This window comes from Filimonas lacunae (genome assembly GCF_002355595.1).
Classification (GTDB): domain Bacteria; phylum Bacteroidota; class Bacteroidia; order Chitinophagales; family Chitinophagaceae; genus Filimonas; species Filimonas lacunae.
Map to the genome: position 1 here is coordinate 3,530,461 of NZ_AP017422.1, position 23,190 is coordinate 3,553,650.

At 45.5% G+C, this 23,190-nt stretch carries 18 protein-coding genes; 3 read left to right on the plus strand and 15 right to left on the minus strand.

Going from position 1 to position 23,190, the window contains the following annotated elements; all coding sequences use genetic code 11:
- Nucleotides 1-67: 67 nt before the first annotated feature.
- Nucleotides 68-1,435, plus strand: a complete 1,368-nt coding sequence (locus tag FLA_RS14010; protein ID WP_231940441.1) for a sigma-54-dependent transcriptional regulator — start codon at nt 68-70, stop codon at nt 1,433-1,435.
- 17 nt (nt 1,436-1,452) lie between these two features.
- Here FLA_RS14010 and FLA_RS14015 read toward each other — a convergent pair whose 3' ends face one another.
- From FLA_RS14015 to FLA_RS14080, 14 genes are all read right to left on the minus strand, one after another.
- The gene (locus FLA_RS14015) at nt 1,453-4,107 is read right to left on the minus strand and encodes a hybrid sensor histidine kinase/response regulator (protein ID WP_076378266.1); all 2,655 of its coding nucleotides are present in this window, start codon (nt 4,105-4,107) and stop codon (nt 1,453-1,455) included.
- Nucleotides 4,094-5,233, minus strand: coding sequence for an FIST signal transduction protein (locus tag FLA_RS14020; protein WP_076378264.1), 1,140 nt, complete (start codon nt 5,231-5,233; stop codon nt 4,094-4,096). Before FLA_RS14020 ends, FLA_RS14015 begins: the two co-directional genes overlap by 14 nt.
- Nucleotides 5,234-5,307: 74 nt before the next feature.
- Nucleotides 5,308-6,396 (minus strand): glycosyltransferase family 4 protein, encoded by a 1,089-nt coding sequence (locus FLA_RS14025; RefSeq protein ID WP_076378262.1) that lies wholly within the window; start codon nt 6,394-6,396, stop codon nt 5,308-5,310.
- Between the two features lie 17 nt (nt 6,397-6,413).
- Nucleotides 6,414-7,628 carry a DUF1972 domain-containing protein gene (locus FLA_RS14030; protein ID WP_076378529.1) on the minus strand — a complete coding sequence of 405 codons (1,215 nt, stop codon included), beginning with the start codon at nt 7,626-7,628 and terminating at the stop codon, nt 6,414-6,416.
- Nucleotides 7,629-7,755: 127 nt separating this feature from the next.
- Nucleotides 7,756-8,859: a glycosyltransferase family 4 protein gene (locus FLA_RS14035; protein ID WP_076378260.1), complete on the minus strand. Its 1,104-nt coding sequence runs from the start codon at nt 8,857-8,859 to the stop codon at nt 7,756-7,758.
- A complete protein-coding gene (locus tag FLA_RS14040) occupies nt 8,822-10,081 on the minus strand; it encodes a glycosyltransferase (protein ID WP_084206185.1) in 1,260 nt (419 codons plus the stop codon). Before FLA_RS14040 ends, FLA_RS14035 begins: the two co-directional genes overlap by 38 nt.
- A 21-nt stretch (nt 10,082-10,102) precedes the next feature.
- Nucleotides 10,103-10,819: an acyltransferase gene (locus FLA_RS14045; RefSeq protein WP_076378258.1), complete on the minus strand. Its 717-nt coding sequence runs from the start codon at nt 10,817-10,819 to the stop codon at nt 10,103-10,105.
- Nucleotides 10,803-13,298: a phosphotransferase gene (locus FLA_RS14050; protein ID WP_076378256.1), complete on the minus strand. Its 2,496-nt coding sequence runs from the start codon at nt 13,296-13,298 to the stop codon at nt 10,803-10,805. The genes FLA_RS14045 and FLA_RS14050 overlap by 17 nt, the downstream gene beginning before the upstream one ends.
- A 128-nt stretch (nt 13,299-13,426) precedes the next feature.
- Nucleotides 13,427-14,737 carry an O-antigen ligase family protein gene (locus FLA_RS14055; RefSeq protein ID WP_076378254.1) on the minus strand — a complete coding sequence of 437 codons (1,311 nt, stop codon included), beginning with the start codon at nt 14,735-14,737 and terminating at the stop codon, nt 13,427-13,429.
- On the minus strand, nt 14,731-15,837 hold the full coding sequence (locus tag FLA_RS14060) for a glycosyltransferase (protein ID WP_076378252.1): 1,107 nt from the start codon (nt 15,835-15,837) through the stop codon (nt 14,731-14,733). The genes FLA_RS14055 and FLA_RS14060 overlap by 7 nt, the downstream gene beginning before the upstream one ends.
- Entirely contained in the window at nt 15,819-17,069 is a 1,251-nt protein-coding gene (locus FLA_RS14065) for a lipopolysaccharide biosynthesis protein (RefSeq protein WP_076378250.1), read from the minus strand. Before FLA_RS14065 ends, FLA_RS14060 begins: the two co-directional genes overlap by 19 nt.
- Complete coding sequence (locus tag FLA_RS14070) at nt 17,066-19,165, minus strand: GNVR domain-containing protein (protein ID WP_076378248.1); 2,100 nt, start codon at nt 19,163-19,165, stop codon at nt 17,066-17,068. The genes FLA_RS14065 and FLA_RS14070 overlap by 4 nt, the downstream gene beginning before the upstream one ends.
- 26 nt (nt 19,166-19,191) lie before the next feature.
- On the minus strand, nt 19,192-19,947 hold the full coding sequence (locus FLA_RS14075; protein ID WP_076378246.1) for a polysaccharide biosynthesis/export family protein: 756 nt from the start codon (nt 19,945-19,947) through the stop codon (nt 19,192-19,194).
- 10 nt (nt 19,948-19,957) lie between these two features.
- Complete coding sequence (locus FLA_RS14080; protein WP_076378244.1) at nt 19,958-20,392, minus strand: response regulator; 435 nt, start codon at nt 20,390-20,392, stop codon at nt 19,958-19,960.
- Nucleotides 20,393-20,738: 346 nt separating this feature from the next.
- Between FLA_RS14080 and FLA_RS31705 the strand changes: the two genes are divergently transcribed.
- Complete coding sequence (locus FLA_RS31705) at nt 20,739-21,011, plus strand: hypothetical protein (protein ID WP_197705897.1); 273 nt, start codon at nt 20,739-20,741, stop codon at nt 21,009-21,011.
- Nucleotides 21,012-21,789: 778 nt separating this feature from the next.
- On the opposite strand, the gene FLA_RS14090 is transcribed toward FLA_RS31705, so the two are convergent.
- Entirely contained in the window at nt 21,790-21,978 is a 189-nt protein-coding gene (locus FLA_RS14090) for a hypothetical protein (protein ID WP_076378240.1), read from the minus strand.
- Between the two features lie 264 nt (nt 21,979-22,242).
- Between FLA_RS14090 and FLA_RS14095 the strand changes: the two genes are divergently transcribed.
- Entirely contained in the window at nt 22,243-22,764 is a 522-nt protein-coding gene (locus FLA_RS14095) for a hypothetical protein (RefSeq protein ID WP_076378238.1), read from the plus strand.
- The last annotated feature ends 426 nt before the right edge of the window (nt 22,765-23,190 follow it).

A 23,190-nucleotide genomic window follows, 5' to 3' on the forward strand; every position in this document is an offset into this window, starting at 1 on the left:
TTATAGGGTAACATCATTTCACTAAAATGCCTCATTCCTCATTTTTTTTATTACATTACATTTAACAATGCAATACTGCCTTATGGAAGCTTATCAGATATTTGTTGTAGAAGATGATGCGTGGTATGGTGAAATATTAGAATACCAGCTTTCGCTCAACCCCGACTATGCTGTTCAAAGATTTACCACTGCCCAGGAATGCCTGAAAAACCTATATAAAAAACCTGATTTAATTACTATAGATTATGCAATGCCAGACATGAACGGCATTACCTTATTTAAAAAAATAAAAGAAACCAATCCCGACACACCGGTAATCATGATCAGTGCCCAGGAAAATATAAGCACTGCAGTGGAGCTGCTTAAACTGGGCATTAACGATTATATTGTAAAAGACGATAATACAAAAGAGCTTTTATGGAATTCGGTGATACGCATTCGCGAGCACCAGGCGTTAAAGCAAAAGGTAGAAGAACTGAAAGAAGAGCTAGGGCATAAATATGAATTTGACAAAATAATTAAAGGTTCATCACCCGCTATTAAAAAGATTTTTGCCTTAATGGAAAAAGCCAGTAATAGCCAGATTAACGTATCCATTACCGGCGAAACAGGTACCGGGAAAGAACTGGTAGCCAAAGCCATTCATTACAACTCGGAGAGAAAGAAAAAGAACTTTGTGGCAGTGAACATGGCAGCCATTCCAAAAGAGCTGGTAGAAAGTGAATTGTTTGGCCACGAAAAAGGCGCATTCACCGGGGCCATTGCCCGAAAAACCGGGCGTTTTGAAGAAGCGAGTAAAGGCACTTTGTTTCTGGATGAAATTGCAGAAGCAGACCTTAATATACAAACCAAGCTTTTACGAGTACTACAGGAAAGAGAACTAGTAAGAGTAGGCGGCAATGAAGTAATTAAACTGGATGTGCGGCTGATTGTGGCTACGCATAAAAACCTGGAAGAAGAAGTACAGCAAGGACGTTTTAGAGAAGATCTTTATTTCAGGATCATGGGCCTGCCTATTGAACTACCGCCCCTGCGCGAACGTGGAAATGATACGTTATTGCTGGCCAGCCACTTTATTACCGAAGCCTGCCACGAAAATAAAATTCACCCGGTAGTTACACTTTCTACTGCAGCAAAAGAAAAATTACTCAAATATCATTTCCCCGGCAATATACGAGAATTGAAAGCCATTATTGACCTGGCCTGCGTTATGTGCAACGGCGCAGAGATACAGCCTGCCGATATGAAGTTTTCGGTAACTAAACAAAAGCAACTTGCATTTGCCGAAGAGAAAACAATGGAAGAATATTATATAGATATTATCCAGGCTTTTTTAAAGAAATACAACAACAACGTATTAAAAGTGGCTGATGTGTTACAAATTGGAAAGAGTACCATTTACAAACTCATTAATAACGATAAAATAAAAGTATAGTAACCGGGCAGAAGTGGTTATGTGCCCATTTTCTTTAACTCATCTGCCACCTCACCTACTACTGTTACCAGTGTATGCACCCATACCGGCAGCATCTCGTTACCGGGATCTTTTTCAGCCGTAATTTCAATATCCCTCACTACTTCTTTTAAAGTGTGAATATCCAAATTATGAATGGCTGGCTTTAATTTATGTGCCAATGCCCGCATGGTATCGTAATCGCCGGCATCCAGGGCATGCTGCATGCTATGCACAGAAGCCGGCACCTGTGCTAAAAACAATTCTGTCATTTTTTGAATAAAAGCCGTGTCACCCCCGCCCAGTTTATTCAGTTTTTCCAGGCTATATAAGGGTATTGCGTCTTCCGTTAAAGATAAAAGCGACTGACCATGCTCCTTCTGCGGCAGGTTTTCTTCCAGGCAGGCGGCCATGGTGCTTACCAGGTCTTCTTCTTCAAATGGCTTGGATACATAGGCATTCATGCCTGCATTCATACAACGTTCGCTTTCTCCTTTTACGGCATTTGCGGTTAATGCAATTACAGGTACATTCAAATGCAACTGTTTGCGGATATACTCTGTAGCTTCAATGCCTCCCATTACCGGCATCTGCACATCCATCAACACCAGGTCAAACGGGTGCAATGTCAGTTGTTCAATAGCCTGTGCGCCATCCTCCACCTCTGTAATATGCATACCGTATTGCTTCAACATCGTATTTACCACCAACCTGTTCATTTCATAATCTTCTACCACCAGCACTTTTTTATCTCGCAGCACCTGTCGGCTGGTTGCTTTTTCTGGGGCGTCTGGCAAATCGGCTACGGTACCGGTAGAAAAGGGAATTGTAAAACTTACTTCCGTACCGGCACCTTTAACACTGCTTACTGTGATGTGGCCTTTCATTAACTCTACCAGTTGCCTGGTGATAGCCATTCCCAATCCGGTGCCTCCATACTTACGGGCCACACTGGTATCTTCCTGGGCAAACTTATCAAACAGGGTGGTTAAAAAAGCGGCGTCCATGCCAACCCCGGTATCTTTCACCAGCACTTTTATAGTTTGTTTGCCTGGCCCCATCTCCTGTATACTGCCTATTACGCTCACTTGTCCCTTTTCTGTAAATTTGATAGCATTGCTAAGCAGGTTCAGCAACACCTGGTTTAACCGGTGCGGATCGCCTAACAACACGGGCGATATCCCTTTTTCAAAATGCGCCGTCAGGTCTATTTTCTTTTCCAGGGCACGCGGCATCATCACCTGCACCGCATGCCGTATCACGCCTTCCATATTAAAGCCTATTCGTTCCAGGTGAAGCATACCTGCATGAATCTTTGACATATCCAGTATGTCATTGATCACTACCATCAGGTGATCGGTAGCGGTATGTACCGTTTGCAGATAAAGGCGCTGATCTTTATCCAGGGATGTTTTTTCCAGCTGCCTGCTCATGCCCAGTATAGCATTCATGGGAGTGCGTATTTCGTGGCTCATATTGGCCAGGAAATTTTCTTTGGTCCGGGCAGATTGTTCTGCCGCTTCCCGCGCTTCATATAAATCAAATTCCAGTTTTTTCCGGTCGGTAAAATCAAGATAAATACCAATAGAGCCTGCCAGCTCACCCGCATCATCATATAACGGCGCTCCACTGATAAACCACCATTTCAGTTCTCCCCTTTTGTTTTTTACTGCCAGTTCGTAAGCATCAGAAATGCCTTTTTTTCTTAACGCTGCCTTTTCTTCTATTAGCTGATTGTTTTCTCCAAAGGTGAATAAAGAGGCAGCCTTCCTGTAAGTAAGTTCGTCCAGTGCGTAGCCCGACATTTCGCAAAACCGGTGATTGGCATATTGCACCATGCCATTGTTATCTACTTCCAGCAGGCCCAGGTTCATATTGGCGATAATATTGCGGTATTTTTCTTCCCGGCGCTTTACCGCCTGCTCGGCCATAATACGCTCGGTAATATCCTTGTAATTCCACAAATGCCCTTTGTATACATCTTCTATAAAAATAGGAATGTAGTTTCGTTCAAATATCCTTCCATCGGCCAAACGCAGTTGCTCGTTCACTACCAGCTTTTTATCCTGCAACAGCACATCCATACGCTGCACAAATTTTTCGGGCTGTGCAAACAACCCTTTATGCTCTTCAATAGCACCGGTACAGTCGGCCCCCACCAACTGCTCAGGGGTGGCCTGTATGCCAAACATATCGCAAAACACCTGGTTGGTTAACACGATATGCCTGTCTTCATCCCCTACCAGTATTCCGGTTTGCATGTTGCTGATAAGGAAGGCCAGCCGGTTGGCGGTGGTGGTGAGGGTATCTTCTGCTTCTTTCCGCAGCTGTATCTGCACTTTCAAAAACTGTACAATATCCAGCAGGTTATCGCTTTCTAACGACAACCCTTCTTCTGCCATACCCAGTATAGCGCCTTTTAACTGTTCAATGGAAAGGCGCTTTACGGATAGTTCTTCTGTAAGCTGATTGTTCACTGCAATAAATTCCTCTTCACTTATTTTAAAAGCCCGTTCTGATAAATCGTGATCGCGCTCATACGAGTGATAGGAAGCATTTACCGCCTGTAAAAAAGCAAGCAATTGTTCATCGGCGTGCATAGCAGCGGGCAGATGTTTTTGCATCTGGCGCTCCAGTAATTTATTCCACTTCATGGAAGGTAGTTATAGTCATGGTTTGATTGTGCAACTGGCAGGAACCGCCAGCCACCAGTGGCGACAGCTCGCCATAAGAATAAAATCCCGCCAGCGCTGCCTGGTGTTTGAACACTTCATCTACAGCCTCTACTTCTTCTTCGGTACGGGATTGCAACACCAGCTTGCGACCCACACAACTGATCAGTAATGCAAATTCCGGCACCACTTCTTTTCGCATCAGTGATTGCTGCGCAGCACCAGAGGCGGCGTTGGTAAGCCTGTCAAAATTTGCCTTCATTAAGCGGATACGGGCGCCTTCGGGTATATCCCCGGCAAACGTCATACTGCCTGCCGCTTCATCAATAGAAAGAATGGTACGCACCACCGATTCCTGCGTGCCCGGAACAGTCACTGACAAGGGAAACAACAAAGCTGCCCAGGGCAGCGCTGCGGCCTCGGGGCCCAGGTAATGCTTATACATTTCCAATGCGTTCTTCCCTTCTATTTCGTACAGTACGTTCACAGAGGAACGGGTCACTGTTTTTTCCAGGCCAAATGTTTCCCAGCCTCCTTTTGAGCCATGCCCTACTTTTATACTCTCTCCATAAAATCCAATACCGGCAATCACTCCGGGCGCGGGGTTGGCATTTAGCCCCACCAGCGTACTGCGAAAGCGATTCCCATCGCCTGCCAGTCCGCCTGTTACCAGCACCGAACCACTTTCCACATTCATACCCTTTACCAGTGCAGTGCCATTTACCAGTTCGCCATCCGAAAGCACCAGCACATTTTGCAAACCCTGCTGGTTAAAACTATGCATCAAAGCCCTGCCCGCTTCAAAGCTGCCCGCGTAATCAGCCACATTTACCGTATGTGCCTCCACGGGCGTGTTGTTAAATGTAAGGGCAGCCACAGATACGCCTTCCTCCATTACACTGGTATGGCATATTTCGCCCGCCGTAGAACAAATAACTATTTCTGCTATAGGAAACCTGTTGCGCAACAGCGGGTACCATTCTTCTTTCTGTAAACGCGATTTGGCTGCAAAACATAAAACAAGCGCCACTTTGGCGTCATCCCCGCCTTCTCTTACCTGGATAAGTCCGTTGCCATCAGGCCTGGAGCAATAGAGTGCAGTTTTCATAAAGCATCGTTTTGTACTATAAAACACCCAATCGTATAGTGCTGATACAAGATAAACATTTTTTTATTATCTTTTTATCCAACAGCCAACTCCCTTTTTTTAATAAAGCGATACCAACGTTGAAAACACGACATGGTATTCACTACCCATACAAAAAACAATACCCATATTGCCTGCGCTACAATAATCCATTGCACACTGATGAAGCGGGAAGCCAGCGCCGATAATAACACCATCCCTAAATGCATGAACAATAATTTAGTGGTTGCCCTGGAATGCAGCAGGTGATGTTTTAGTAACAAGTGATGCAAATGCGTTCTATCGGCCTGGAAAGGCGAAACCCCATTTTTTATTCTTCCGTAAAAAACGCGCAGGGCATCCATCACCGGTATCATGCAATACCCTGTAACCACTACCGTAAACAGCTTACAGGTGGCTATATTCACCGACTGCGCTTCTTTAATAAAATGCACTCCCATAGTAGCGATAAAAAAGCCAAACAGCAGCGAACCGCTATCGCCCATAAACACTTTTGCGGGCCGCCAGTTGTATTGTAAAAAAACAAGCAAAGCGGCTATCAGGGGCAGTAATAACAGCAACCAGTTTAAACGGTGCATTACCAGGCTCATTACACTTAGCAACACCATGTTGGCCAGTGATAAGCTGCCTGCCAGGCCATCAATACCATCAATAAGATTAAACGCATTGGTTACACCTGTAATAATGAATATGGTCATTAGCCAGGATGCCACCGGCGGCAACTGTTGTATGCCCAGTAAACCATGTAACGATTCCAGCCGTATGCCTGTAGCCGCCATGGCAACAGCGCATCCCACCTGTATCAGCAGGCGCAGCATTGCCGGAAGGTTGCAGCGGTCATCTACCATACCTGTAACAGCTAACACAAACATGGAAGTCACCATCGCTGCCTGGCTCATCATAAAACTACGCAGCGCACTGCTACACAAAGCCGCTACTACCAGAACGCTTGCTATTACCAATCCTCCTACAGCAGGCACCGGTTTCCGGTGAATTTTCCGGTAATCGGGTTTATCTACCAACCCCAGCGGGGCACTTATTTTAATGAATAAAGGAAACAATATCAACGCTGCTATTAAACTACAGCCGGCAGCTAACAGCACTTGTATCAATTCGGGTTTCATACAGTATATTTTACGGGTTATCGTTTTTCATAAAAGAGCGCAGAGGTTTGCAAATGCCCCATCCCGTGGGCCAGCAATTGAGCAGTATGCAGCTTCCAGGCAATCTCCGGCATTAAGGTTTTTTTAGCCGGGTTATATAGCACATGGTTAATTAACCAGGCATATTTATCCGCTACCAGCTTCCAGGTATAACGCCTGTTGGCTATCTCTTTCATAGCTATGGCCACCTCGTTTAATTCGTTTCTTTTTTTAGCATCAATGAGCTTTAGCAGGTCGGCCGCATTATTAAAATAAAGTGCTTTTCCTTCTGTAGTAGCTTTGTTATAAGAGACGCCGTAGGCCATAATGGGCAGGCCCAGGTACATGGCTTCTACCAGCGAAGGGTTGGTGCCACCCGCACTATGCCCATGCACATACACATAACAATTTCCTCTTAACATATCCAGCTCACGCTGGTTGTATATGGGATCCAGCATTATGATATTCGGATACTTCCCATATTTCTCTCTCAGCTTTTTGCCATAGTCGCTGTTGTTCCAGTTACCTACCAGCACCAGCAAATGACCCGGACGTTGTGAAAAGGCAGCCAGCACCATATCCAGGTTATTCTCTGGCTCTATCCTGCACACTTTAAAAGCATACGGGCGGTGCAAGAAAGGATATTTCTTTACATCCTCTTTTTCCGGCTTTACCGCCAGGCAGTGATCAGCACCATATTCTACTATATTGCTGAGCGTTTTGTACCGGATGGCGGTATAATCCTGTATCGCTTCGTTATCAGAAATATCGGCATGTGAAAATTTCACTGCCATCCATTCTGCCGCCCACAGGTAAAGGCGTGCTGCTTTGCTCCACTTATTTCTTTTCCATTCAATGCCATCAATGGATATGATAATTTTCTTGCGGCTGAACAGCTTTATAAAAGGCAGCAGAAAACCACCGCTTACCCCCAGTATCAACAACACATCGGCATACCATAAAGCATGTAATATGCTAATGCTGTCGTACACTATACTTTGAATACCATTGGCCTCCCAGGGCAGGTAAATAAGGCGGGCCCCTTTATAACTGCCGGTTCTTTTTTCTTTCGGATATTTTTTACCGGAACAGTAAACGGATAAGTTACAGGTGGCGCTTAATTGTTCCACCAAATGCTCGGCAAGCGTTTCAAAACCACCATAATTTGCCGGCAATCCCACAGTGCCTATAATGGCTACATTTTTCTTTTTCATTTCAGCAGCATTTGATATAAGCATTCTATCTACATGCCAGAATAAAAACAACTGATAATCAATTCTTTTACAGCGCATCCGCTGTTACGCTCTTCCACCTGGTGGAATACCGCTTCCACCCCATACACTAGCAGGCTACTCCTTCACTATGCCCCAGTAACTGCCTGATAGCACTGCTAAACCTTTGTTGCGAGAAATGTTGTGCCCTTTCACGGGCTGCAGATGCCAGGGTATAGTACAGGCTATCACTGGTGGCCAGCAAGGCTATATAACGGGTAAGGCTATAGCAGTCGCGAGCATCTGCATAAATACCTTGTTCTCCATTCTGCACCAGTTCTGTAACGCCACCCACGGGGGGCACTATAGCAGGCAAACCGCAATACATGCCTTCTAATATTGTCATTCCAAAGGTTTCTATCCAGGTATCGGGTAGCGAAAAATTTACTACCAGGTGTGCCCTGCTATAAAAGGGAAGCGGATTGGCCTGCACCGGGTATATTTCGCAGTTAGCCGGCGCTGCGGTAGCCTGGCGGAATGCCTGCACTTCGGCCGCCTGCGCATTCAGCACCAGCATAAAATGTATATGGGGCATTTGCTGCGCCACTGTTATAAACTGGTAAACTCCTTTGTATTTTTTTAAGGAACACAGCATTACTACGGTAAACGGCTCTTTTGCTTTACCTTGCTGCATTTGCATGGCTTGGCTTGTAAACCTTTCGGGTAAAGCATTATAGATCACCGTTGTTTTGTGTTCGGGAAAGCGGAACTGCTGTTTTACATATTCCGACACAAATACCAGCATATCGGCGGTTATGCGTGCTACGGTTACCAGCAATTGCTTTAACAGGCGTGGCTGTATGCTTACTTCATGTACATGGTAAATAATACGGCATCGCCGGCAAACGGCAGCCAGTGCTGCCCCAAAAGGCAGCAGCGTGTTGATGTATACCGTATCGCTGGCACGCAAAAAACATAACAGCCTGCCAAACAGGGTAACCTGTGCCCACATAAAATACAGCAGGGTTAGCCACTTACGGGCATGCCACCGGTAATAAACACTATGGTATTGCACCCCTGGTATATTGCTTAATACACCTGTGCCGGATGGGGTGGCAGTAAACACATGTACCTGGCTATGTTCGCTGGCTACTTCCAGTATTTGCTGTAACACCAGCGGACTGCCACTAAAATCGTTAAGCAGGTGTACGGCTACTATTCTTTTCAATTGCATAATGGTAAATATTTTTTAACATCTCGCCTCTTACACTCCACCGGAATAACTGGCAATACCGGGCTGCCGACAGTTGTTTTTCGTTTGCAGCAAAGGCTTTGTCCTGTAATAACTGTTGCAGCCTGTTGGCCAGCTTGCGGGTGGTGCACCAATAGCTTCCATGCTTTACTATCAACTGCGAATCGGGGTGAACCAATTGCCCCGGCCCACTATTTCGTAAACAAACCACCGGTATGGCATAACGCATTACTTCCGGCACCACCATACCTGCCCCTTCATGCGAAGGATATAATAACACCGAAGCCTGTTTGTAAACGGCATCTACCTGTTCGCGGGGTAGCCAGGGTATAAATTGCACGGCATGGCTGACACCTTCGTCCTGCACCATTTTTCTTAGCAACGGCTCTAAGGGGCCACTACCCAGCAGCGTTAATTTTACCTGGCTTTGTTGCTCCGGAGGTAGAGAACGGTAAAAAAGGGCAAAACTCAACACGGTAATATCAAATCCTTTTAAAGTCACAAACCGGCCTACGGATAGTATATGAAAAGCAGCCCCTGTAAGGGGTGATGTATCTGCCAGCGTTTCTCCTGCAGCTACGGATGGATGAATAATATAATTATTTTTTAATCGTAGCTTTTGCACGGCATCTCCGTTCATACAAATAACAGCATCGGCTTTTTTCCGGCACAGGTATAAAAAAGGATCGGCATACCAGCTCACATGCTTAATAACCCATAATAACCTGTCTTTCAGGTAAGCCCTTTTTCCATACACGGGTAACAGGTATTGCCGGGGAATTTTGGAATGATGTCCTACATGCCCCCATACAAAAGGCTTTCCCAGCAGCCACAAAAAAGAAGGCGTCCAGTCGTTATGAAAATTCAGGTTATGCACCACATCTACCGGCAACCTGCGGTGAAGTAACCACAATGCCAGTGTAAACTGCCATCCATAGTAATACACCATACTTAACAAAGGGCCTTTTTTCCAGAACAGCATCCACAAAGGCCAATCGAAATACAGGAATCGCAGGCGTGCAAAATCGGCTTCATTTTCCGGATGTGCCTGTATATACTGTTCAATAGCAGCCCGGTTATTTTTCCTGGTTACCGCAATCACACAGTGATGGCGGAGGGCCTGCATAATCATATTCCATCCCATCGCATCTTCCGATCCCTTATAGGGATGTACCGCGTAGGCCGTTATTAACACAGTTTTCATATTATTCCTTTTCAGGGTAAATCAGGCTGCTATATCCTTTACAGACTTTTCACCACGCTTTCTTAATAAACGGGCCGGCACACCTCCTATAATGCTATCCGGCGGAAAAGAGCGGTTTACTACAGCGCCGGCTGCTATTACACATCCCTCACCTATGGCAACCCCGTCTAAAATGGTAACCTTGCTGCCTATCCAGCAGTTGCGGCCTATTACAATACCGCGCCGGCTTACTCCCTGGTTTCTGATAAGCGCGGCAGTATCATCGCAATGGTGGTTTTCGGGATGGCAGCTGAAATACTGGCCTACAATGCAATCATCGCCTATGGTAAGTCCGCCCGCTCCACCCAGGTAAGCATATTCACCAATACCTACATTGTTGCCTATGGTTATAGCATGCCCTATGTTATTGCAGGAGGTAGCCACTACCAGCCTGCTGAATGCTCCGATTCCTACATTGTTGCCTAATTGAATGCCTTGCCTGCCTAAAGCGCTCAGGGTTACATGGTCGCCCAGTTTTACAAAACGGCCCCAGCCTATCCTGCGGATATAGTGAAAACGAACAGCACAACCCAGCATTATGTTTTTAGGGTTACGGCCACGCCCTACCACCTTACATCCCCGCAGCCATGCTTTTACCTGCATGCTAAAAAATACCAGTATGTCAGCAGCCTGCATATCCTTATCAAATACAAATGCAGGATTACGCTGCTGCACCAGTTTTTCAATCCACTTTTTCATGATGCATCATTTTTATGTAACGGAATACTATATGCAGTGTATTGGCCAGCACAATGTTTTCGAGCGGCACATATAAAGCTTTACCCGAAGCTGCTTCCAGCTGCCGGAACAGGTGCAGGTAACTGCCGGTTAACGCACGGATGGTTTCAGGCTCCAGTTCGCGCTTCCTGCTACTGATGAGGTTTTCATCGGCGTATAAAAAAAAGTTCAGGCGGGGTTTTAGTAATAACCGGTAGCCTAGCTGCATCAGGGAAGGCGGAAGCTGAATATTGCTGCGTTTGCTATCGTTGATAAAATCGAAATAATACCGGTCGTACAATACCACATAGCCCCTGTCAATATATTTCCATTGCACATACCACTGCCCTAGCAGGTAATCGGTATAGTAATACACAAAACGCAGCAATGACGATAACCGGTTGTGGTTGCTTCCCTGGCGTGGTAGCCTTTCAACCGACAGTTGCTCCGCTTTTTGCCTGCCGTGTTTCCAGGCACTTAAAATAGGCAGCAAGGAAGGCCTGTGCCGCAGCACCACCACTTTACGTCTTAATTGTTTGCTTATCAGTTCCCGGGTATTTTCTATCACGGTGGTTTTGCCGGCCCCGTCAACCCCGCTGAAAGTAATAACAAAGCCCCTGCGCGGAAACAGGTGTTGGAGGGTATCCCAGATATAATACACCTGGTTAAGCAGCATAGACACCCCCAAATTGTAATGTTTGGTATGCAGCAACAGGTGAACATCTTTTTCCCACGCCGCATTGTATTCAAACACTTGTGTAAAATCCTGCACCGGCAATAAGTATTTATGCTGCAACAGCCAGGTTATTTTTCCTCCGGATGCGTTTCGTTTATCTTCAAAATGCTTCCGGTAATGCAGCGGCACACTGGCTTTATTTAACCAGTAAAACAACCAGGTATACATAAAATCATCTGCTACAGCAGGCACTTTCAGGCCATATTCATTTACCTGAGCATACAACAACACCCGGGATGCATTCATAAACTGCAAGTGCTTACGCTTAAAAGCATGTATCAGATCCAGGTGCAGCAAACTTCCATCTGTAAGCACCATTGCCACCTGGCACATAAAGCTTTTACGCTGCACCTGCATCACCGTTACCAGGGGATGCCGTTTTAATTGTATCAGCAAATCGTTACAGCCTGCTTTACTGATACATATATCCGCATCGGCATTTTCGGGCAGGCTATCCAGCGCCTGGTATCGCCATTTTAAAAGCGCATACCGGTAATCGGATAACATATCCTGTAATTCCTGCAACAACAGCTTTCTGGCAGCTACTTCCTTATTGCGGCAAAGGTGCCAGCCCAGTGCTTCATTCCAGGTTTGCAACAGCCACAGCACCTGTATGTGCCAGTATTGCTGCATACGGTATACCTGCATATAGTGGCTGATTTGATAGAGCAAATAATATTTTTCCAGCGTGGCAAAATCGCAGCCACTTTCACGGATAAGCCCCTTCCATTCCGGCATCTCCTGCAACGCATCCAGCTCGGCCCTGATGGCACGATAACCACGATTACCCACAAGTATGTTAGATTGGTACACGAAATGAAAAAGATCGAACAGAAAAGGCATGCTGTTTTTACTTTGCTCCCAGTCAATCATCAACAGCTTGTCCTTTTTAAACATCACATTCCAGGGAGTAAAATCACCATGAGCGGCGGTTACAGGCAGCAGGCCATCCTGCTGTATACCCTCGTGTAACAAAACCAGTTTCTTTAGCAGTGAAGCTGGTATGCGTTCATCTTCTCCGCAGGCAAGTTTTTGCAGATTATTTTCTATGGCAGCGGCAAAGTCAGTTGCGCCATACGGCATGTGTTGCAAATGCGTTTGCAGCCATTGTTGTACAGCAGCAGCCGGCAGCTTACTAAACCGGTTGGTTCGCCGGGCATGCTGCCCTATATCTTCCAGGTAACAATTGCTGCCCGTAAAGGCTACTCCAGGCAGCTGAACAGAAGTAAAGTGCATGGCATGAAAAGCCTGTAATTGCTGATATTCTGTTGCCAGGTTTCTTTTTGCCCGCGCGGTAAGCGCTGTTTTTATAAAAGTACCCTGTTCATTGTCCGCATGTGTCATATACAGAATCGACTTACGATCGGGGCCTGTGGTACCTGAAAACCAGGCCCACTGTACATTTCTCAGCACCGCATCCGGCTCATCCAACTCTTTATGTGTAAAAAAATGAAAGCTGCCATGGGCCAGGTATCGCAGGCAGCCCAACCAGGCAGCTATTTTCACTGTTATGCTAAACAACCACGCCCTGAAACCCGCAGTATGATAAAATTTCAGGAAACAGGGTTTTCGGCTGCAGGCAGGCCAAACCCAACGAATGCTACCATCGGGATTATTTCTATAATAACAATGTATTGCCTGATCATTTATTATACCTTCCTGTAAGGAGGCTGGTATACCTGCTTTGGTAATCGACTGTATAAAAAGCAATATATCTTTATGCATGGCAAACTGGTTTGTATATTATTTTTCCAGAATAATGCCAGCCAGAAAAAGCGTCCGTAATAGCTGATAATAAACAGGTTATACAAACCACCTTCTTTTCGGTTTTTCCACCTGGCGGAAAAACCGCTCTACGTGGTAGAAGGCTTAACAGCAAACGCGCCCGCACGCTTTCTTTGCAGATATAATAGTTCGCGGGTAGTGCAACGCTGGTGTGGTTGCAGGCTGATAGAGAAGATAAGCATCTGGTAAAACAGGATGCCGTAATTGGTTTCGCCAAAGATGCCAAACTCTGTAAATGAGTTTATTATTACCGGTATTAAAATACCCATCAACATCAGTTTCTTTTCTTCGGATTCGCGTAAAAAACCACGTATGGTAAAATACATCTGTACGCCTACCAGGCAAAGCCCTACAAATCCCAGGTTCATAAGCACCTGCATAAAAGTATTATGCGTCATATGCCCGGCATAAGTATGTACACTTTCAAATTTGTCCTTATAATCAATACGCATAAAACCAAAACCCAGCAAGGGTTCGCGCGGCAATCCTTCATTAATCAGCGCTTTCCAGAAGGGCATGCGTCCTGTCATAGATAATACATCATCCAGCCCTCCTTTGCGCATCACCAGTTTTTCAATGGCAACTGGTATCACAGCTGCCACTGCGGCATAGATACTGTAAATGATCACTTTGTTTTGTAAACGCCGCACATGAAAAAACACAATTAACAGCAACCCTATCAGTGACGAACGCGACTTGGTCATGATAAGCACATAGGCCATCATTACTATCTTTACTATCGTCCACACTTTTTTCCGCAGGCGGTATAAGTCAAATATCAGGCAGGAAATACCTAAACCGCTGATCATTCCCAATTCATTCGGGTTCATAATATACCCACCCAGCCGCTTGTCTTCCCCGCCTTCTACCAGCCTGAAAAAATCATCCGGATCGGCAAACATGCCTATCACAAACACACTTAACAACAAAAAAACGGTATTGCCCATCAGGTTATAAAAACGGATAGTATTGCCGGGGAAATAGATGTCAAGCATCATCAGACATTTGATATAATAGAAGGCGAACAACAATCCTTCTATATCCATAAACCATTGCAGTGCGCTATAGCCAACATCTGTACTCCACAAAAAAGAGATAAAACCCAATACCAGGTACCCGAAATACAGGAAGGGCGAAAGATGGTTTTTCCATTGAAAAGAAGCCAACGCGCCCCGCTTCACAATGCGGTGGTGTATTACAATGGCGGCAAGCGTCATACCCATTCTTCCCACCACTTTAATCAGCCTTGTAATAACCACATTCTCACTCCAGGTAAAATACCCACCCACCATTACCACCAACACCAGCAGCAGCATCCAGCCGGTTCTTTTTAAAAACAGCTGATGGGTATTCTCTGCCAGTGGTGTGTTGGCTAACATTGGTATAAGGCATTAAAATCCATTACAATTTTTTCCCAGTTAAAAGCTTCTGCCACCATACGCCTGGCATTATGGCAAAATGCGGCTACTGCTTCCGGTTCCCGCATGCGCTGGTATAACTGTGTTAACGCATTTTGTATCTGCTCGCCACAGGTATCCTGTATCACTATGCCGGCTTCAAACTGCCGTATGTAATTACCGGTATTGGTGGCTTCTGTTACCATACAGGGAATACCCAGAGAGGCGGCTTCCAGCACTGCGGTTGGCAGTCCTTCGTTACGGCTGGGTGCAGCAAATACCTGGCATTGCTGCAACAGGTTGTTTTTATCTTTACCATATACAGCACCCCAGAAAACCACCTTATCTGTGATGCCCAGCATAGCAGCAATACTGGTTAATCGATTACGTTCTGCACCATCCCCTATCATCCATAACCTTGCGCCGGGATGTGTAACAGCAAAAGCGGCAAAGCCTTCCAGCAATTCTTTCAATCCTTTGGTGTAGATATCTATCCTGCCACAATACCCTATAATAAACTGGCCGGTAACCGGGCCAATCAGCGGCAGGCATTCCAGGTCGTACCCATAGGGTATCAGCACCGATTTACTATTGGGAAACACTTCCTGCAAACCATCCATTTCCGATTTTCCCAGCAGGTGCACTGCTTTGGCAGCCTGCAACAGCCTGCTTTCAAACCATTGAAAATACAGCTTCTTCTGCCATCTGCTTTTATGCATGGCAAGGGTATTATAACTTCCATGGGGTGTAAATACGAACGGGATGCCATGGCGCTTCAGCAACCGGGCCGCCATATACATCTGGGGCACAAAACCACCATGCAAATGAAATACGGCGTGTTGCCGGCTTTGGATAGCCGCTTGTAATGCGGGATGTAAACAAAACGGATTGGCCGGCCTGGCAAACAACCGGGTAGTGTAATTACGCGCCGGATAATTATGCACGGGCACTTTTGTAATGCCCCATACCTCTACCTGTTTGCCAGCGCCGCATTGCCTGCCAGCCAGTTCATGCACTACCCGGTTAACGCCGTTCATACGGTCAGGATTGGCTTTGCCCAGTATCAGGTGTATGATTTCCATAACAATGATTTTTTACGTTGCAGAATGATGAGCCAGTAAGTGATACAAATGAATTGAGAAAGAAAAAGGCCGCACAACACACCATATAGCTGCCAGTGCTGCAATAACCAGGGTGCTACGGCAACACTCACCGCCACAGCCAGTATATAGGCCATAAAATAGGCTTTATCCAGGTGCAGGGAGCGGATGGCTATACGCACGGGATAACCAATGGTAATTAACACATACACCAGGCTAAGGCCATACATGACAAAAGCATATTGTGCATATTGCACACCTCCCGCCAGCGTTAGCACAGGACGTGCAAAAACAGACAAGGCTATTAAAACGGGCAACATCAGCAACAGGCTTTTCTGTAACAGCACCCGCCAATAGTGCTGCAGGTGAGCGGTATGGGCGGCTGCCCTTGGCAGGGCATAACTTTCTATAGCCTGTAGCAAAACATTTAAAATACCAAAAATATATTGCGCCAAACGCAACGCACCTAAGGCGGCGGCACCTATGTACCAGCCTGCTGCCATTACAAAAAAATACCCCGCCCCCCACTGCAATAAGGAAGAACCGAGCAACCAGCCACTTTTACTTTTTTGCACTTTCCACGTAAAGCCGGCTGCTGCTTTGGTAAGTTTGCCGGCATTTAACAGCACCATGCCTGTTGCTACTGCCGGCAGATATGACAAAGCGATAATAGCCCAGGCTACACACAAGGTAAGCTGGTGATAATACCAGGCCCAGCACAGGCCTGCCAGTTGCAGTGCATTGTTGAGCACATCTATTATTAGCGCATGACTGGTTTTATTACAGGTGATAAAAACCCGGCGCAAAAAATCCTGCAGCAGGTATAATACTGTAGCTACTCCCGCCCATAACACCGTAGCCTGTGCATGGCCCCCCAGCCTGTTTACTGATAAAGGAAAAGCGAAACAGGCTGCCAGCACCACCAGCAACAACAACGCTGCAAAACCTATCTGCTGGCCCAACAGCCCTTTGGTAAACAACCGGGCATCGCCCTCGTTTAACGAAGGCTGCACCACCTGGTATACCTGCGTGGTAAAGGCCATGGTAATGGATAATATAAAAAGCTGTATCATCACTATACCTGAAAACCTGCCAAACTCCACTATTCCTAATGCCCTAGCCAGCAACAGGCTGGTACAAAAGCCTGCGCCGCTTACTACCAGCTGATCGGCCATTACCTGGTACTTTGCCTGTATGGGAATTGCTATTTTCATCTGCGTATTTTTTGCACCAGCTGCAGCAGGTAATTTTTCAATTGCACCAGCAGGCTGGGTGTATAACCTGCCCTGTTCAATACAAACTGCATGGCAGGAATTTGTAATTGCTGCTTCAATACATCTGCTTCTGTAATACAGCGCTGTGGCGTGCGCCGGCTGTCTAACACAAACAGGTTGCTGGTAGCTGCCGACATCAGCACCAGCGAGGAGGCATGTGCATGAACCGGAAAATTGACTATGATCACAATATCGTATTGTAACTGCTGTTCGCGTAAATACCTGCACCATCCTTCGGGGTTTTGCAACATACCTGTAACGGTTTCTCCTGCCTGTATCAGCAATACTTTTTCGTGCAGCGTGGCTATCGCCTGGTGAAGCGCTGATGCGATATAATGCTTTCCTTCCAACGCTTTAAAGGAAGAGATGCAAATAACAGTGCCGGGAAGCAGTTGTTTTTTCAACTCCAGTTCCACCGCCCATTTTCTGAAAAAAGTGATGCGTTGCTCTGCCTTGCGGCAAAGGGGAACCGCGGCGGATAGCGGCGTTGCCGATAAACGCTGAATAGTGTCTTCGTTATTTACTTTGGCTTTTAGCGAATGCACCAAATAGATGAGCACCACACCTGCCGCTATACCCAGTATGGCTGCCAGCACCGTAATAATAGTGTAATTGGGCGATACCGGCTTTTCCGGCACCTCGCCTTCGGAAATAATACGGTGAAAAGAAAGGGTGGCCGCTTTGGCTATTTCCGCTTCTGTTTTTTTCCCGTGTAAGAAACGGTAAATAGATTCATTCATGCTGAAGTTGCGTTCCAGTATGGTCATATTCTTTTCCCGCTCCGGCAACCCGATAAACACTTTTTCCGATTCGTTAATGGTATTTTCCAGGTCGGTATATTGAATGTGCAAACTGCGCCCGGTGTTTTGTACACTTTCCTGCAGGTAACTGAAAATATCATTCAGTTTATCATCTATCACTTTCACTTTCTCATGCTCGGGTGTATACTTTACCAGCAGGTCGTGCTTATCTCTTTGCAGTTCTTTTATTTTTTTTACCAGCTCGGTACTGAGCAAATCGGTAAAAGCTTCAAAATTGGGAGCCAGATCCAGGAAGTGATCTTTTCCCAAACTTATATAGTGGTTAAGACTATCCATGGCATTGAGGCTCATTTGCACACTGGCCAGTTGCTTTTTTAAATCTGCAATTTTGCGCAGGTCGGTTTCTGTTTCCTGCCGGATATTGATAATGCGTTTACGATTGCGGTAGCTTTCTATATCCCCTTCGCTGGTACTTAGTTTATGGCTGAATGTATCCAGTTGCTTGGTTAAAAACTGCTCGGTAGTATCGGCCGATTTATATTTCTGCTCAATATAATCGGCAATATAAGTGGCTGCCAGTGCATTTACCACATCTGCCGACTTTTGCGGAACAGCCGATTTATAACTGATGCGCAGCACCGGCACATCTTTATCTACGGCCATAATATCCAATCCATCTATTACACTGTTCACCAGCTTGTCTTCTGCATGTACTATACATTCGTAACGGTCGTTCACCGGTAACCCCGGCCGTTGCTGTAACAGCACCTGGTTGCGCTGCAATAAAAACGTAGCCCCCTTTACGGATAGCACATGATTGAGCGTTGTGTGAAATATATCGCCAGTGGGTGCCTGTAAGGTTACCAGCGAATCGCTGGCAATTTGTATGGCAAATGGCCGGTTGTACCACCTGGCGTTGTCTATACTGGCCTGCACTATAAACGGCGCCTGGTTATACAATTCTGTTTTATGAATTTCGCCCACGCGGTAAACAGAGATGCGCAAATCAAGATGTTCCAGCATTTTCCGCACCAACACTTTCGATTTCAGCAGTTCTACTTCTGCGCTGATTTTGGTGGTGTTTACAAACACATCAAAATCTTTAAACAGGTTGCTGTTAGGCACACCTTCGTGTATATCGGCCAGCTTTATTTTGGAAGTGCTTTCATACATAGGTGTAGCATATTTCAGGTATTTTTTAGCCAGACCTACACCTGCCATCATTGTAATGATTACAATGGGCAATCCACGATATAACGGTTGCAGTAAATTCATGATGACGGCAGGATTAATACGTTTTTTTAAAACACTTTCCCTAACAGCACAGCCGAGCTGATAGCAGAAGCAATAGGCACAATGGTTGAGCCGGCCCGTTTATCCCAATGCTTTCCCCGGCGGCTGGGCACATATACAATATCCCCGGGATGAATCTGCACGTTGGCGGTAGTAAACTGCTGCATATCGGTAAGGTTTACGGTGTAGGCCACTGGCAAACTATCTACCATTCTAATCACCTGTATCTTCTTCTTGTTGGCATAAAAATCAAAATCACCGGCCTTGCCTATCACCTCCAATAAGGTATTGTTTTCCTTATCTAAGGTGTACTTACCCGGTGTTTTTAATTCACCCAACACCGTTACTTCTTTATTCAGCACTTTTACATCTATCACGGGGTTAACGATCCACTTTTTAAAAGCGTTTTGCAGCTTCACTTTCACCTGCGCTACTGTAAGGCCCAACAGGTTTACATTACCCAGTTTAGGTATGGCCACATAGCCTGAGTCGTCCAGCATCAGCCATTTACCGTACACTTCATTGGAGTTATATATACCGTAAACAGACCCCACACTGATGTCATCGTTATCCCAAACGCTGATGTTTATTTTATCATCTTTACGCAGTTGATAAGCATAATGCGGATTATAAGCAAATACCGTATCCTCGCGGGAAGTATTTACCTCCTGCTGCCTGCTTTGGGTTAACAGGTTTTGTGTGGCACAGGAAGTAAACAGCAGGCTGCAAAGTATTACCGGAACAAGACTGTGTATGATTTTCATAGCAGTGTTATTATATTAAAGAGAAGAAGCGCCGGAATGAATTGGGATTATTCTTCCGTAACATTTCGCGTACCTCGGCTATTTTAGCCAGCACTTTGGTCATGTTTTCCAGGTCCAGCTCGCCCTTTACTATATAATCAAAGGCCCCGTACTTTAATGCGCTCACGGCTGTTTCAATATGCTCCTGGCCCGATAAAAAAACAACGTAAATATCCGGGTTAAAGCGCTTGATCTTTTTGAGTACATCAATGCCCGTTAATTCACGCATGCCATGATCGAGAAAGATGATATCAGGGTTTTCGGTGAGGTGATGCAGACAGTCGGCCCCACTCTCAAACAAAGAAAGATTGCTATAGCCTAATTTAGTCAGGTGCTGCTGGTAAACATGTAAACAAAAAGCATCATCGTCTACCAGGAAAATTTTTACAGGATTGGATGTTTCCATTGTATGTTGTTTACAGGTAGTCTTCCATTATGTTGCCAAAACATAATACACTCATATTCAATGCACTAATTGAGGATTGCTGAAATAGTTATTCCATAACACGGACTGATATTCCACCTGACGGAAATCATTATCTGTTCCCGCATCCTGTAGTAGCTTTAGCAACACCTACTTTGAACCTGATGAAAAAAGCAATAGGGATATACCTGGCAGTTTGCTTTGCCACCTCCTGGCTACTGTGGCTGCCTTTTGTGCTTAACCATATTTGTAACACACAATGGCCAACGCTTCCTTACCAGTTTTTTATGGCATCGGCCGGCCCTTTTCTGGCAGCCATAAGTGCCCAATGGTATGCTACTGGTTTTCGCTGCATGCTTCGTTCACCAGCATGGGTTGGGGTATTATTGGCTGGGGCATTAGTTTAACCTATGGCTCTGTGCTGCTAAGCTGGTTGTATATAAAAAGTAACTATAGCATTATACCGGTTGTAATATGGCACGGCGGGTTTGATTTACTTACTGCCGGGGATTATGTAGCGGCTGCGGTTCCGGCCACCTGCAGCATGCTGGTGATCATTCAGGGTATTTTTTTATTCCGTCGTATTCCCCAACTGTACTAATATGAATGGAATCCTATTTCCTAATAGCCCCCATTATTAATAAATCCCTCCATTTCTCCCACCTGCTGGCTCCTTCCAGCGTACTGCTGCGTCTTTCGTCCGTACGGATGGAGCATCCATCCGTACGGACGAGTGCCGGGAAAGTAAAAATGGCTCCTTGTTGTGTACTTTTTGCTTATTGGTTAGTACTACTCCATGCTTCTATTAAGAGGTTTTGTCTCCACTTTTTACCCTCCCGTTCTTCATTCGTACGCACGAATCACTCAGCAAAACGGATGAGTCATTGGACAGAATGCACTTGACTCTCCTCCTATGGAAGCAAACTCCCGGCGGTATGCTGGAAGGAGTCAGCAGATGGGATGAATGACTCATCCGTACTACTCAGAGCCTCCTCCCATGGAAGCAAACTCCCGGCGGTACACCGGAAGGAGCCAGCAGGTGGGATGAATAACTCATCCCACCTGCCGAGTCATTCATTCCATGGGAGCGAACTACTGGCTGTACGTACGAATGTGTAAGCAGGTGGGATGGATGAGTCAACAGTACGGACAGGCCCTTCATCCCATGGGAGCCGCCATCCATCTGTACTGCTGAGTGATCCATCCGTTCGGATGAGCTGTGGGAAAGTAGTTTTCTTGACCACTGACACATAAAAAAATGGGTGCTACCCTGTCCTATCTGCTGTTTTGAAAGCATTGATCTCAGGTAACACCCACGTCTTTATTATAGACGCTTTTAGAAAGGAATCTTTCATTCCACTTGCGCGATCATACAAAAATTATTTTCGGCAATTCAAATACGTCATTATTTCATCTTTATATGGCCCTGCTTCTTCAATGGCTTCCACAATGAGTTCATACTGCATCAGCGGAAACTGGCGGTGCATATAGGCAACTTCCTCTGGATCATCTTTGTTGATCTTTACGCGCTCTTCAGTGGTGGCGGCGGTGTTTGTACAGTCTGACATAGTGTTTGTTTTAGGTTATATAGTATACCTATCTATTCCCGTGCCAGAACGTTATCAGTTGAATGTCAACACATCGTTTGCCTTAACCAGACTTGTGGCGGCTATAATTGTGTTTTTTTGGGGTGTGTAAGGGGCTGGTAATATAGTGGCCGGTAGTCGCTCTCCCTATCGTGAGTATACCCTGCGTTCACCTTTAAAGCGTTCAGATTTTTTAAGGTAGTAAATATTTTGAAGACATTATTTTCGTAGAAAGAGACGATTGTTATGGCAAAATACGTATGTGAAAATCCGCCTGCTCCAGGTATGTATGGAAAATTACAGGTATATATACGAGAAGGAATTACCCTTGGACGTATACCCAGCCCATTGTGCAGGAAACGTGTGAAAACCGCCCCGGAATTTGCTAAAACACGTAAGTATGCGGAATTGCTGGCTACTGCTTCTCCATTGGCTTCTGAGGTACATAAGATGCTGCCGGTAAACCGGGAACGCAAGCATTATCAATTGCTGGCGGGGAAGGCTATTCAGTGGTTGAAGGAAGGTAGAACGGTGGAGGAAGTGCGGGTGTTGTTGGTGGAAGCGGGGGAAATGGTGCGCAGGGAGTTGGAGCCCAAAAACATAAAGACATCGTTGAGAAGAAGGATAACTTGCAGAAAATCATCAATGCATATTCATTTAAAAATTGACTCAGCAGTAAGAAAAAGACCTATAAAACAACACATTCTACTATATGATATTTTTTCCATTAGATATTTTGTTCATAAGCCAACCTTAGTACCACTATAACAATATAATGGAAGTCTATCATTAATAAAGTACTTGCACAATTATACATACAACATAAGGATTATTACCAGAAGAAAGGTTATTTCCATCTTCTGACAGTGGAAGTCATATGCATATAGAAGTTAATGGCATGTCGCAGGATGAAATCGAAGCTTTCATATATGATGTGCAAAACGCACAATTAAACAGATTAGACAAAACAATAATGGCCTAAAATGACATGTGCCCATAACATCAAACGTCAACTTATAGAAGTTTATGATCCTGTTATCCCTCACATCCACAGCGCTGATGCATACCTGCCCTACGGCGGCATAAAAACGGCCTTCGTGTTTCAATGCACCCAACTGCTGGGTTTTCCGTTATGTAGAAATACATAAACACTTCTTTAAATCCCGCCGGTGCGGCTATTGCTTTTTACATAGC

Coding starts and splice junctions, on each gene's coding strand:
- FLA_RS14010 (WP_231940441.1), top strand. CDS start 68: ATGCAATACTGCCTTATGGAAGCTTATCAGATATTTGTTGTAGAAGAT.
- FLA_RS14015 (WP_076378266.1), bottom strand. CDS start 4,107: ATGAAGTGGAATAAATTACTGGAGCGCCAGATGCAAAAACATCTGCCC.
- FLA_RS14020 (WP_076378264.1), bottom strand. CDS start 5,233: ATGAAAACTGCACTCTATTGCTCCAGGCCTGATGGCAACGGACTTATC.
- FLA_RS14025 (WP_076378262.1), bottom strand. CDS start 6,396: ATGAAACCCGAATTGATACAAGTGCTGTTAGCTGCCGGCTGTAGTTTA.
- FLA_RS14030 (WP_076378529.1), bottom strand. CDS start 7,628: ATGAAAAAGAAAAATGTAGCCATTATAGGCACTGTGGGATTGCCGGCA.
- FLA_RS14035 (WP_076378260.1), bottom strand. CDS start 8,859: ATGCAATTGAAAAGAATAGTAGCCGTACACCTGCTTAACGATTTTAGT.
- FLA_RS14040 (WP_084206185.1), bottom strand. CDS start 10,081: ATGAAAACTGTGTTAATAACGGCCTACGCGGTACATCCCTATAAGGGA.
- FLA_RS14045 (WP_076378258.1), bottom strand. CDS start 10,819: ATGAAAAAGTGGATTGAAAAACTGGTGCAGCAGCGTAATCCTGCATTT.
- FLA_RS14050 (WP_076378256.1), bottom strand. CDS start 13,298: ATGCATAAAGATATATTGCTTTTTATACAGTCGATTACCAAAGCAGGT.
- FLA_RS14055 (WP_076378254.1), bottom strand. CDS start 14,737: ATGTTAGCCAACACACCACTGGCAGAGAATACCCATCAGCTGTTTTTA.
- FLA_RS14060 (WP_076378252.1), bottom strand. CDS start 15,837: ATGGAAATCATACACCTGATACTGGGCAAAGCCAATCCTGACCGTATG.
- FLA_RS14065 (WP_076378250.1), bottom strand. CDS start 17,069: ATGAAAATAGCAATTCCCATACAGGCAAAGTACCAGGTAATGGCCGAT.
- FLA_RS14070 (WP_076378248.1), bottom strand. CDS start 19,165: ATGAATTTACTGCAACCGTTATATCGTGGATTGCCCATTGTAATCATT.
- FLA_RS14075 (WP_076378246.1), bottom strand. CDS start 19,947: ATGAAAATCATACACAGTCTTGTTCCGGTAATACTTTGCAGCCTGCTG.
- FLA_RS14080 (WP_076378244.1), bottom strand. CDS start 20,392: ATGGAAACATCCAATCCTGTAAAAATTTTCCTGGTAGACGATGATGCT.
- FLA_RS31705 (WP_197705897.1), top strand. CDS start 20,739: ATGGTATGCTACTGGTTTTCGCTGCATGCTTCGTTCACCAGCATGGGT.
- FLA_RS14090 (WP_076378240.1), bottom strand. CDS start 21,978: ATGTCAGACTGTACAAACACCGCCGCCACCACTGAAGAGCGCGTAAAG.
- FLA_RS14095 (WP_076378238.1), top strand. CDS start 22,243: ATGGCAAAATACGTATGTGAAAATCCGCCTGCTCCAGGTATGTATGGA.